We start from the raw sequence: 12,480 nt of genomic DNA, 5'->3' as shown, positions 1-12,480 counted from the left end.
ACGCGAAGTCATGCGGAGTCGCGAACGCGGCGAAGGCCGCGCCTGCTGCGAAGAGGGGGCGCCCGTGTCCGAAGAACCGGGCAGTGAACGTGTGATCGCCGGCCGCTACCGCCTCCTGTCCCCGCTCGGCGAGGGTGGCATGGGAACCGTGTGGCGCGCCCGTGACGAGGTGCTGCACCGCGAGGTCGCCGTCAAGGAGGTGCGGGCGCCCGCCGGCCTGGCCGGGTCCGAGGTGGAGCGGATGTACGCCCGCCTGGAGCGGGAGGCGTGGGCCGCCGCCCGGGTCGCCAACCGCAACGTGGTGACGGTGTACGACGTGGCCACGCAGGACGGCCGGCCCTGGATCGTCATGGAACTGGTCCGGGGCGTGTCGCTCGCCGATGTCCTGGACGCGGAGGGCCCGCTGTCGCCGCAGCGGGCGGCGCACATCGGTGCCGAGGTGCTCGCCGCGCTGCGGGCCGCGCACGAGGCGGGGGTACTGCACCGGGACGTGAAGCCGGCCAACGTGCTGCTGTCGAACGACGGCCGAGTGGTACTCACCGACTTCGGTATCGCCATGGTCGAGGGCAGTTCCGCGCTGACGATGACCGGCGAGGTGATCGGCTCGCCCGAGTTCCTGGCGCCGGAGCGGGCGTTGGGGCGTACGCCGGGTCCGGAGTCGGACCTGTGGTCGCTGGGTGTGCTGTTGTACGCGGCGGTCGAGGGCAACTCGCCGTTCCGTCAGAACACCCCGCTGAACACCCTGCGCGCGATCGTCGACGACGAGCTGCCGCCGCCGCACCGGGCCGGGCCGCTCGCCCCCGTCATCGAGGGGCTGTTGCGCAAGGACCCGGCCGAGCGGCTGTCCGCGGACCGTGCCGAGCAGGATCTGCGGATCGTCGGGGCGGGGGGCACCCTGCGTACGGACGCGCTCCCACCCGCTCCCTTCCCGTACGCACCGACGACCGCCGGGTACCGCGAGGAGCCGCCGACCGCGCCGATCCCCACCCGTCCCACCGGTCCCACCACCCCCACAACGCCGCAGCCCCAGCCCCCCGACCGCAACCGCCGTGCCGCGGTCGTGCTGATCGCCGGGCTCGCGGCCCTGGCGCTGGCCATCGCGGGGCTGACGTACGCGCTGCTCAACCGGGACGACGGCGCTGGCGACGCCAACACGGGCAGCAGCACCAGCCGGGGCGGGACCACGCCGAGCAGGACGGACCAGGACACCGAGGCGCCGCCGCCCTCCTCGTCCGGTCCGAGCACCCCCACCACCAGCGCACCGCCGCCGCAGACCGTGCAGGCCGTGCTGACGGGTGCCCACACGGAGTACGCGGGGAGTTGTCCGCCGGCGCAGGCCGAGGCGCCCTCCTTCACGGCGACGATCACGGTGGGCCGGCTGCCGGCGCAGGTGACGTACCGCTGGAAGTCCAAGGACGGGAAGGTCATGGACCAGGGGTGGAAGACGCTGTCGTTCCCGGAGGGGGGCGGGAAGTCCAGGCAGGACACGGCGTTCGTGACGACGTACGACGACAGCGGGACGTACCGGAACGAGATCAGTGTCGAGGTCCGCGACCCCGCGAAGACGACGTCCAACTCGGTGCCGTTCTCGGTGACCTGTGAGACGGAGACCCCGACCGGCGGGGCCTCCCCCTCTCCCACTCCTACCGAGTAGGGCTCAGGCCGCGCTGTTCAGGACGGGCAGATAGCCGCCGGACTGGCCGGCCGCGGTGGGGTGGTACGACTCGCCGATGTTGAGCCAGTTCAGGCTGTTCAGCCACGAACTGCCGGAGCAGATCTCGTGGTTGGTGAAAGTGGAGCGGACGTCGCCCCAGGTGAAGCCGTGGTTCGCGGCGCGCTTGGCGACGGCGGCGTCGAGGTAGTCCGCGGCGCCGTTGATCGCCGAGCGCTTGGTCTCGGAGAGGCCCACGCAGGTGGTGCCGAGCTTGTAGAAGCGCGGGTAGCCGAGGACGACCACATGGGCGTTGGGGGCCTTGCTGCTGATCGCCGAGTAGACGTTGTCGAGCTGGCCGGGCAGCGTCGAGTCGACGTACGCCTTGGCGGTGTTGATGCGGGACAGACAGGCGCTGTCGGACTGAAGGACGCAGGTGGTCATGACGTCGGAGAAGCCGGCGTCGTTGCCGCCGATGCTGATGGTGACGAGTGCGGTGCCGGTGCTGAGGGTGCCGAGCTGGTTCGCCAGAACATCACCCGTTCGAGCGCCCGAGCAGGCCTTGAAGCTGAACGACGAGGGTGAGTTGGCGGCGGCCCAGAGGTAGGGGTAGGCCTTCGTGCTCTGTTTGCAGTCGCCGCTGGAGGAGATGTAGCTGCCGGCTCCGACCCCGGACGAATAGGAGTCGCCGAGGGCCACGTAGGGGCCGGTCGCCGCCTGGGCCGGGGTCGCTCCGAAGAGCGCGGCGCCGGCGGCGAGGAGGAGTGAGGTGACGTATACGGCAAGTCGGGAACGTCTCATGGAACCTCCCTTTAGCAGGATCTCTGCCACAACCGTCGTAGCAACTACGCGTGTTGACGGGAAGTGTCCATGCCAAGACTTTTCAGGGCTTACACACCGCGACCCTGTGTGTTCGCAGTGTGTTTGATTACGTGCGCATGACAGGTTTGTTGACGGGTGCTCAACTCCCTTGAGCAACCCCCGTAGATGACCCACTCTTTACTCAGCCCGAGACGGGAACGCGACGTTCCGGGTCGTGTGCGCGATCACGCGCGCACCCCCCACTGACGCGCGCCCGACCCCGGTGCGCGTCGCCTATGAGGAGGACTCCCTCGTAATGGCACAACTGCGTAGCAAGAAGCTCCGGTTCGCCGCGATAACCAGCCTGGCGACCGCCGCCCTCGTCGGTGGGCTCACCGCACTTCCCGCCCAGGCCGCGCCGGCCGAGGGCAAGGTCCTCGCCGCCGACTCCCCCACCGCGGTCAAGGACAGTTACATCGTCACGCTCAAGACGGGATCCGCCGGCCTGAAGGCGTCGTCGAGCGCGGGCAAGAACCTGGTCAAGGAGTACGGCGGCACGGTCGGGAAGACGTTCGGCACCGTGCTCAACGGCTACTCGGCCACCCTCTCCGCGACCGAGGCCAGGAGACTCGCGGCCGACCCGGCCGTGGCCCACGTCGAGCAGAACCAGGTCGTCAAGCTCGCCGACACCACGCAGTCCAGCGCCCCCTGGGGCCTCGACCGCATCGACCAGGCCGCGCTTCCGCTTTCCGGCACGTACACCTACCCGGACACCGCGGGCAGCGGCGTGACGGTCTACGTCATCGACACCGGCGTACGCATCACCCACACCCAGATCAGCGGCCGTGCCTCGTACGGCTACGACGCGGTCGACGGCGACACCACCGCCTCCGACGGCAACGGCCACGGCACCCATGTGGCCACCACGATCGCGGGCAGCACCTACGGCGTCGCCAAGAAGGCCAACATCGTGGCGGTGCGGGTGCTCGACAACAGCGGCTCGGGCACCACGGCCGGGGTGATCGCGGGCATCAACTGGGTGACCAACAACCACACCACCCCGGCGGTCGCCAACATGTCGCTCGGCGGCTCCGCCTCCACCTCGCTGGACACGGCGGTCGCCAACTCCATCGCGAGCGGAGTGACCTACGCGGTCGCGGCGGGCAACAGCTCCGCCAACGCCTCCTCGTACTCCCCGGCCCGCGTCGCCACCGCGATCACGGTCGGCGCCACCACCAGCACGGACGCCCGGGCCAGCTACTCGAACTACGGCTCCACGCTGGACATCTTCGCGCCGGGCTCGTCGATCGTCGCGGGCTACAACACCAGCGACACCGCCACCGCCACGCTCTCCGGCACCTCGATGGCCACCCCGCACGTCGCGGGCGCCGCGGCCGTCTACCTCGCGGGCCACACCTCGGCCACCCCGGCCACGGTCGCCTCGGCCCTGGTGAACGGCGCCACCTCCGGCGTGGTCACCAGCGCGGGCACCGGCTCGCCCAACAAGCTCCTGAAGCTCGTCCCGTAGCACGCACCTGAACGGCCGTTCCCCGGAGGCGACTTCCGCCTCCGGGGAACACTTGTCCGCTTGTCCGTACCATCCCCCGCACAGGGCCCTCCGGCTCTTGACGGCCGCCACGGGGCTGAGTCACATTGAAGCCCGGCATCCGGCGCTTCGGGGGGCAAAGTCGCCAATGCAGACCATACGTATCAGGACATCTTCAAGGGACCGTGCCGAGGGCACGCGACCAGGGGCGGGGAGAGGCGCGGAGCGAGATCTGTCGCCGCTGCTCGCGGGGGCCGCGACGGCCGTCGGCGGATTCGGCGCGCTCCTCGCGCTGACCGGCTCCGACTCGCCGCTGCGCGGTCCGTTCACGCTGTTCTTCCTGCTGGCGGCGCCCGCCGTCGCCGTCGCCGCCGCGCTGCACGGCCTCGCGCCGCTCGCCCGGGTGATCACCGCCCTGGCCGGCTCGGTCGTCGTCAACATGCTGGTGGCCCAGGGCATGCTCGCCGTGCACCGCTGGTCCTACCGGGGCGGCGTCGTGGCCGTGACCACGATCAGCGCACTGCTCCTGCTGCTGCTCCGGATACGCCGGCGCGGCCGTACCACGACGGGACGGACTCGCTGACGTGGACATCGGTGTGTACCGCCCCGGCGAGCTGAGCGCGGCCGACCGGGCGGCGTGGACGTCCCTTCAGTCCAAGGCGCATCTGCAGGGCTCGCCCGAGCTGGCGAACCCGTTCCTGTCCCCCGAGTTCGCGCTCGCCGTGGGCCGGTGCCGCAGGGGCGTGCGGATCGCGGTCGTGCGGGAGGACGGGGAGCCGGCCGCGTTCTTCCCGTTCCAGCGCAGCGCCACCGGGGTCGGCCGGGCCGTCGGCCTCGGCGTCTCCGACGCCCAGGGACTGGTGCACCGGCCCGGTTTCGACTGGGACGCACAGGACCTGCTGCGCGCCTGCGGGCTCGCCGTCTGGGAGTTCGACCACCTGGTGCAGGGCCAGGAGCCGTTCGCCGCGGGGGCCCGGGCCGGCTTCCCGTCCCCGGTCATGGACGTGGACCAGGGGTACGCCGTCTATCTGCGTCATCTGCGCTCCCAGGCACCGAAGTTCACCCGGACCACGCTCGCCAAGGAACGCAGGCTCGGCCGGGACGCCGGCGAGGTGCGCTACGTCCACGACGAGCGCGATCCGGCGATGCTGCGCACCCTGATGGGCTGGAAGTCCGCGCAGTACCGCAGGACCGGACGCAGCGACCGCTTCGCCCACGACTGGATCAGCCAGCTGGTGCAGCAGCTGTTCCACACCCGTTCCGAGCCGTTCGCGGGCATCCTGTCGGTGCTCTACGCGGGCGAGCAACCGATCGCGGCGCACTTCGGGCTGCGCACCGAGCGGATCCTCGCGTGCTGGTTCCCGGCGTACGACCCGGAGTACGCGAAGTACTCCCCCGGGCTGGTCCTGCATCTGCGGATGGCCGAGGCGGCCGCCGCCGACGGGATCGCGTACCTCGATCTCGGCCGGGGGCAGAAGGAGTACAAGGACTCCCTGAAGACACGGGAGATCACCGTGTCGGAGGGGTGGGTGACCCGGCGTCACCCGGTCGCGATCGGGCACCGGGCGCGCCGCGCCCCGGTCCGGGCGCTGCGCAACACCGTCCAGTCCCGGCCGGAGCTGTTCGCGCCGGCGGACCGGATGCTCAAGAAAATGGGAAGGCTCCGTTCGTACAACCAATAGGTTCCGTAACGGTCAAACCAACAAAAACGTGAGGCCTGGTTCCAGGTCTTGCCATACGGGTTCAATCGTCAATACCGTCGTACATCTCACCCGCATCGGTCCGTCGTCAGCGGTACTAGGGGAGGGCTCAAGGACCGCGACAGACCGGCGCGGGGCGCGGTAGGGGGGTGCCGTGCTCGGTGACCGCTTGGGTGACCGGGTCGTGCCGCGCGACCGGCGGCCGTTTTCGGCTGTCGGCCAGCTATGCCAGCTCACCCGGGCATGCTCGGAGATCCATTTCGTCATGCCGTAGGTGACAAACCCCCCTTTCGAACCGGACACGAAGCCGGGCCGCCCAGGGGCGGGCGGTCCGACCGGACGAGAGGGAACCAGACTCATGAGCTCTGTTCTGCGCCCGGCGGCAACGGGCCAGGATCCGTCCACGGCCGGCAAGTACCGGCCTGTCTCCACTCACCTGGCCATCGCACCGCCGGTGAGTGTCGTGATCCCCGCCATGAACGAGGCGGAGAATCTTCCGTACGTCTTCAAGACGCTGCCCGACTGGATCCACGAAGTGGTCCTGGTGGACGGCAACTCCACCGACGACACCGTCGAGGTGGCCCGGGAGCTGTGGCCGGAGGTCAAGGTCGTCCGGCAGTCCGGCAAGGGCAAGGGCGACGCGCTGATCACCGGGTTCGAGGCCTGCACCGGCGACATCATCGTGATGGTCGACGCGGACGGCTCGGCCGACGGGCACGAGATCCTCAGCTATGTCTCCGCCCTGGTCTCGGGCGCGGACTTCGCCAAGGGTTCGCGTTTCGCGAACGGCGGCGGCACGGACGACATGACCTTCATCCGCAAGCTCGGCAACTGGGCCCTGTGCACCATCGTCAACCGCAAGTTCGGCGCCCGCTACACGGATCTCTGCTACGGATACAACGCGTTCTGGCGGCACTGCCTCGACAAGATCGACCTCGACTGCACGGGCTTCGAGATCGAGACCCTGATCAACATCAGGGTGGTCAAGGCGGGGCTCAAGGTGCAGGAGATACCGAGTTACGAGTACCTCCGCATCCACGGCGCGAGCAATCTGCGGGCCGTGCGCGACGGGTTCCGGGTGCTCAAGGTGATCCTCGGCGAGCGCTCCAACCGGCGTGAGCTGCGCCGTCAGGCCCATCACTCCCCGCTGCTCGACTCGGTCCGGGGAGAGGTGTCTTGAGCGGTCCCGACATCTCCGTCGTGATCTGCGTCTACACCGAGGACCGCTGGGAGGACATCCTCGCGGCGGTCTCCTCGGTGCGGGCGCAGTCGTGTCCGGCGCGGGAGACACTGCTGGTCGTCGACCACAATCCGGCGCTCCTGGACCGGCTGGCCAAGGAGTACAAAGAGGCCGCGGACGTGCGCGTGCTCGCCAACGCGGGCCCCCGCGGTCTGTCGGCCGGCCGCAACACCGGCATCGCCGCCTCGTACGGCGAGGTGATCGCCTTCCTCGACGACGACGCCGTCGCCGAGCGCGACTGGCTGCGCCACTTCGCCGCCGGGTACGCCGACCCGAAGGTGATGGCCGTCGGCGGGCGCACGCTGCCGATCTGGGCCTCGGGGCGCCGTCCCGCGTGGTTCCCGGAGGAGTTCGACTGGGTGGTGGGCTGCACCTACAGAGGTCTGCCGCGGGGTCTGACGCGGGTGCGCAACGTCCTGGGCGGCAACGCCTCGTTCCGGCGTACGGCGTTCGACGCGGCCGGCGGATTCGCCACCGGCATCGGGCGCGACGATGACAAACGGCCGCTGGGCTGTGAGGAGACGGAGCTGTGCATCCGCCTCACCCGGGCCAGGCCGGACGCCGTGCTCCTGATCGACGACCGCGCGGTGATCCACCACCGCGTGCCCGCGGCGCGTGAGCACTTCGGGTACTTCCGCACGCGTGCCTACGCCGAGGGTCTGTCGAAGGCGCTGGTGGCCCGAAGTGTCGGTGCCGACAAGGGACTTGAGTCCGAGCGCCGGTACGCCACCCGGGTGCTGCCCGCCGGGGTGGCGCGCGGGCTGCGGGACGCCGCGCTGGCCCGGCCGGGGGGCGCGGGGCGTGCGGGCGCGATCGTCGCGGGGGTGCTGACGGCGGCCGGTGGGTACGTGGTGGGGAGCGTACGGGCGCGCAAGGGGGGCGCCACGTTCCAGGTGGCGCCGATCGAGGGGGAACCCGGATGACCGTGCCGATTCTGATGTACCACGCCGTCGCGGCCGACCCGAACGACGCCACTCGCGAGCTGTCGGTGACGCCGGAGGCCTTCGACCGACAGATGGCCCTCATAGGCGACCTGGGGCACACGCCGGTCACCACGGCCCAGCTGGCAGCGCACTGGCGCGACGGTCGCCCGCTGCCCGAGCGTCCGGTGCTGATCACCTTCGACGACGGCTACGAGGGCGTCCATCGGCACGCGCTGCCCGTGCTCGCCAAGCACGGCTTCGCCGCCACCCTGTTCGTGTCGACCGCGTGGCTGCGCGGCCCGCACGACAACGGCAACGCGCTGGACACCATGCTGGACTGGCCGCAGGTGCGTGAACTCGCCGCCGAGGGCGTGGAGATCGGCGGGCACAGCCACACCCACCCGCAGCTCGACCAGCTCGACGACGACACCCTGCGCCGCGAACTGATCCTCTGCAAGGAGATCGTCACCGACGAACTCGGCACCGCCCCGGCCTCGTTCGCCTACCCCTACGGCTACTCCAGCCGCCGGGTCCGCGAGCAGGTCCGCGAGACGGGGTACGCCCAGGCCCTCGCCGTCGGCAACGCACTGGCGCGGCGCCGGCAGGGGCCGTACGCGCTGCTGCGGGTCACCGTGCGCCGCAGCACCGGCGTCGAGGAGTTCCAGCGCTTGATCGAAGGCCGGGCCATCGCCCGCACCTTCGCCCGGGACCGCGCGTTCACCAAGGGATACGCCATGGTCCGAAGAGCACGACAGGTCCGCCGGAAGGCCATCCGTTCCCGTGTCTGACACGACGACCACGACCGAGACGACCGAGCCCGTGACCGAGGCGCCCGGGCAGTCGGGGCGCCGGCTGCGCCTGCCCGGGTTGGGGCGCTCGTCCGGCGGCAGCCAGCTGTTCCGCAACGCCTACGCCCTGATGCTGAACACGGGCATCTCCGCCGTGCTCGGCCTCGGCTTCTGGCTGGCCGCGGCCCGCTACTACTCCGAGTCCGCCGTCGGTCAGGGCTCCGCCGCGATCGCCGCGATGAAGTTCCTCGCCGGCCTGACCGCGGTGACCCTGACCGGCGCCCTGGCCCGCTTCATACCGGTCTCCGGCCGCGCCACCGGGCGGCTCATCTTCCGTACCTACGCGGGCAGTTCGGTGCTGGTGGCGCTCGCCGCGGGTGTCTTCCTGCTGACGCTGGACGCGTGGGGGCCCTCGTACCGGTTCCTGCACGGGACGGTGAACGGGCTCGGCTTCATCGCGGCTGTCGTCGCCTGGAACCTGCTCACCCTCCAGGACGGGGTGCTGACCGGGCTGCGCAGCGCGATCTGGGTGCCGTTCGGCAACACCGTGTTCTCGGCGGTGAAGTTGGGGCTGCTGGTCGCGTTCGCGGTGGCCATTCCGACGGCCGGTGTCTTCGTGTCCTGGGTCGCCGCGATCGCGGTGTCGGTGCTGCCGCTGGGCTGGCTGGTGTTCCGGCGGCTGGTGCCCCGGCATGTGAAGGCCACCGAGGACCACGCCCGGCCGCCGACGCTCAGGGAGGTCGGCAGGTTCCTCGCGGGCGACTACACGGGCTCGCTGTTCTCGCTGGCCGTGGTCTATCTCGTCCCGGTGATCGTGGCCTCGCAGGTCAGCTCCGAGGACAACGCGTACTTCTACATCACCACCACCATCGGCGGCACCTGCAACCTGCTCGCCATCAACATGGGCGCCTCGCTGACCGTCGAGGGCTCGCACGACCCGACCCGGCTCGCGTCCAACACCCGCGCGGCGCTCCGGCGGATGGCGCGGATCATGCTGCCGGTGGCCGGTGTGCTCTTCTTCGGCGCGCCCTGGATCCTCGGTGTCTTCGGCTCGGGGTACGCCGACGCGGCCACCCCGCTGCTGCGCTGGTTCGCGGTCGGCGCGGTGCTGCGGGTCGTCATGGAGACGTACTTCGCGGTCCTGCGCGCGCAGAGCCGCACCGCGGGACTCGCCTGGTTGCAGGGCCTGTTGTGCGCCCTGGTGCTCGGTCTGACGCTGCTCCTCCTCCCCCGGATGGGGCTGACCGGTGCCGGTGTCGCCGAGATCTCCTCGCTCGCGGTGATCGTGGCGATCGCCGCGCCGAAGCTGTACAGGACCGTCCGGGCCGCGCCCGGCGACGCCGTCCCCGAGGACGCGGCACCCGACGGCGACCTCGCCGACCTGGGCGCGCGCGAGGCCCCGGCGGGTGCCCGTCGGCGCGGGCCCGCCTGGGCGCTCGACCAGGACACCCTGGCCCTCGGCATCCACGTCGACTTCGACCACCTGGAACGCCGCCCGGATGTCCGCCCGGGTCCCGGCACCCCGCCCACCGGCATGCCCGTCGTCCGCCCGGAACCGCACCGGCCCACCTGGGCGCAGAAACTGCCCGAGCTGGGGCTGCCGGTGGAGGCACGGGAACCGGGGTCGGAGGCATCGCTCGGGCCGGTGGAGACATCGGAGCCGGAGGTGGACGCGCCGTTCGAACCGTACGAGACGGCGGTACGGGAGGAGGGCACCGTACGGCTCGGGGCGGGCCCGCGCAGGCCCGACGAGGAACCGGAACCTGATGAGCCGCCCGAACTCTCCTGGCGTGACCGGCTCCACCCCACCAGGGTCGGTGTGATCCTCGGCTGTCTGCTGACCGCCGCGCTCCTGCTCTACTGGGTGCCCGCGCTGCGGCTCGGCGAGACCGACCTGGATCGGATGGGCGGGCTCGGGCTGATCTCGGTGCTGCCGTTGCCCACCCTGGTCGGCGCCGCTCTGCTCGTGCTGTCCTTCGGCTCGCTGCTGTGGCTGGACCGCGAGCACAAGGCGCTGCTGCTGATCGCGCTGCTCGCGACCGTGGTGTCGCTGCACGCGCTGCCCGCGGTGATCGAGACCGAACCCCGGTTCGCCACCGCCTGGCAGCACCTCGGCTTCCTCGACTACATCGACCGGACCGGGTCGGCCGTGCCCGACCTGGACGCGCGCTGGAGCTGGCCGGGGTTCTTCGCGGCGGCCGCGTTCGTCGCCCAGGCCTGCGGGGTCACGGACCTCACCGAGCTCATCCGGTGGTGGCCGCTGGCCATCCAACTCCTCTATCTGGCACCGATGTTCCTGCTGGTGCGCTCGATGCGGGCGAGCTGGAAGGCCAAGTGGACCGGTCTGTGGGTGTTCGTGCTGTCCGGCTGGGTCGGCCAGGACTACTTCTCCCCGCAGGGCTTCACCTACCTCCTCTATCTGGTCTTCACGGCGATCCTGCTCGTCTACTTCCGTGCCCCGCGTGTGATCTGGACGAGGAAGCGCCCCGGCGAGGTGGAGGTCGAGCCGACCGACAGGCGCCAGCGGGCCGTCCTGCTCATGGTGGTCATAGGCCTGTTCGCGGCGAGCGTCCCGGCCCACCAGCTCACCCCGTTCGTGATGCTGGGCGTGCTGGCGGCCCTGGTCCTGATCGGCAAGTCCGAACTGCGCGGCCTGCCCATCCTGTTCGCCGTGCTGGTGGCGGTGTGGGTGGGCTTCATGGCCGAGCCGTACTGGTCGGGGCACTTCGACGACCTGTTCGGCGGGGTCGGCGGCGTCGGCGGCAACGTGTCCTCGTCGGTGTCGGGCCGCATCGAGGGCGGCAGCTCCACACACAAGCTCGTCCTCTACACCCGGGTGCTGCTCGCCGGCGGTGTGATGGCCTTCGCCTGCTGGGGCTGGTGGCGCCGCCGCGACCACCACTACCGGGAGCGCTCCCTGCTCGTCCTCACCTTCGTGCCGTTCCTCGGCTTCGGCATGCAGTCGTACGGCGGCGAGATGGCCCTGCGGGTCTTCATGTTCGCGCTGCCGGGTGCCGCGCTGCTCATGGGGCTCGCCCTGTTCCCGCGCACCGGGCTCACCGCGAAGGAACGCGACAAGGACCGGGCGAGTCTGGCGCCCATGGCCGCGGTGCTGGCGGGTCTGCTGCTCATGTTCGGCTTCCTGGTGGCCCGTTGGGGCAACGAGCCGTTCGAGCGGATCCGGCCCGGCGAGGTCGCCGCCATGGAGTACGTGTACGCCCATGACGACCCGACGGTCAGGCTGCTGTGGCTGAGCAACGACACGGTCGACAACGTGACACCGGCGATGCCGTGGGGCGCGCGGGACATGGAGAAGGTCTCCTATGTGCCGACGCTGGCGCCGACCGACCCGGTGCTGGTGTCCAGCCTGGTGAAGGCGTTGAAGGACGCGGGCCCGAACTCGTATCTGATGATCAACCGCAGTCAGGTCACGTATCTGGAGATGGACGTCGGCTACACGAAGTCCTGGCAGCCGCGGCTGATCGAGAACCTGGACAAGCGGGCGGAGTTGAAGAAGGTCTTCGTCAACGCGGACGTCACCATGTACGCGCTGGCCAAGGAGCCCGCGGGCAAGGTCGCGAAGGCGGACCCGGGTCCGATCGGGCCGCAGGTGACCTGGACGCCGTGGTCGGTGGTGGGCGGTCTCGCGGCGCTGGCGCTGATCGTGCTGCTGACCGCGCGTGAGCTGGTCCGGGTCGCGGTGCGGCCAGGGGTGCGGCAACTGCGCTGGTTGCAGGGCAGCTTCTGGTTCTCGCTGCCGCTGCTGGCGGTGCTGTTCGCCTCGTTGGTGCAGCGGTTCCTGACCATGAAGTGAGGTCTCAGTGGCTCATC

The 12,480-nt window shown here is 70.7% G+C and carries 9 protein-coding genes; 8 read left to right on the top strand and 1 reads right to left on the bottom strand.

Going from position 1 to position 12,480, the window contains the following annotated elements; translation table 11 throughout:
• Nucleotides 1–64 precede the first annotated feature (64 nt).
• A complete protein-coding gene (locus ACIHIX_RS19800) occupies nt 65–1,654 on the top strand; it encodes a serine/threonine-protein kinase (protein ID WP_399957582.1) in 1,590 nt (529 codons plus the stop codon).
• Between the two features lie 3 nt (nt 1,655–1,657).
• Here the strand turns inward: ACIHIX_RS19800 and ACIHIX_RS19795 are convergent, their stop codons facing one another.
• Complete coding sequence (locus ACIHIX_RS19795) at nt 1,658–2,452, bottom strand: SGNH/GDSL hydrolase family protein (protein WP_399957580.1); 795 nt, start codon at nt 2,450–2,452, stop codon at nt 1,658–1,660.
• 316 nt (nt 2,453–2,768) lie between these two features.
• Here ACIHIX_RS19795 and ACIHIX_RS19790 point away from each other — a divergent pair, with 316 nt between their 5' ends.
• The 7 genes from ACIHIX_RS19790 (at nt 2,769) to ACIHIX_RS19760 (ending at nt 12,463) form a co-directional block, all read left to right on the top strand.
• Nucleotides 2,769–3,980 carry a S8 family peptidase gene (locus ACIHIX_RS19790; RefSeq protein ID WP_399957577.1) on the top strand — a complete coding sequence of 404 codons (1,212 nt, stop codon included), beginning with the start codon at nt 2,769–2,771 and terminating at the stop codon, nt 3,978–3,980.
• A gap of 166 nt (nt 3,981–4,146) precedes the next feature.
• Entirely contained in the window at nt 4,147–4,581 is a 435-nt protein-coding gene (locus ACIHIX_RS19785) for a hypothetical protein (RefSeq protein ID WP_399957574.1), read from the top strand.
• A 1-nt stretch (nt 4,582) separates the two neighbouring features.
• Entirely contained in the window at nt 4,583–5,680 is a 1,098-nt protein-coding gene (locus ACIHIX_RS19780; protein ID WP_399957571.1) for a GNAT family N-acetyltransferase, read from the top strand.
• 376 nt (nt 5,681–6,056) lie between these two features.
• Nucleotides 6,057–6,878 carry a glycosyltransferase family 2 protein gene (locus ACIHIX_RS19775; protein WP_399957568.1) on the top strand — a complete coding sequence of 274 codons (822 nt, stop codon included), beginning with the start codon at nt 6,057–6,059 and terminating at the stop codon, nt 6,876–6,878.
• Nucleotides 6,875–7,861, top strand: a complete 987-nt coding sequence (locus ACIHIX_RS19770) for a glycosyltransferase family 2 protein (protein ID WP_399957564.1) — start codon at nt 6,875–6,877, stop codon at nt 7,859–7,861. The genes ACIHIX_RS19775 and ACIHIX_RS19770 overlap by 4 nt, the downstream gene beginning before the upstream one ends.
• Nucleotides 7,858–8,649 carry a polysaccharide deacetylase family protein gene (locus ACIHIX_RS19765; protein WP_399957561.1) on the top strand — a complete coding sequence of 264 codons (792 nt, stop codon included), beginning with the start codon at nt 7,858–7,860 and terminating at the stop codon, nt 8,647–8,649. Before ACIHIX_RS19770 ends, ACIHIX_RS19765 begins: the two co-directional genes overlap by 4 nt.
• The gene (locus ACIHIX_RS19760) at nt 8,642–12,463 is read left to right on the top strand and encodes a lipopolysaccharide biosynthesis protein (protein WP_399957558.1); all 3,822 of its coding nucleotides are present in this window, start codon (nt 8,642–8,644) and stop codon (nt 12,461–12,463) included. The genes ACIHIX_RS19765 and ACIHIX_RS19760 overlap by 8 nt, the downstream gene beginning before the upstream one ends.
• Nucleotides 12,464–12,480 lie beyond the last annotated feature (17 nt).

Source organism: Streptomyces sp. NPDC051913 (assembly GCF_044593635.1).
In the GTDB taxonomy this organism is placed as follows: domain Bacteria; phylum Actinomycetota; class Actinomycetes; order Streptomycetales; family Streptomycetaceae; genus Streptomyces.
Note: the sequence above shows the minus strand (reverse complement) of the source record. Positions and strands in the feature narration are given on the sequence as shown.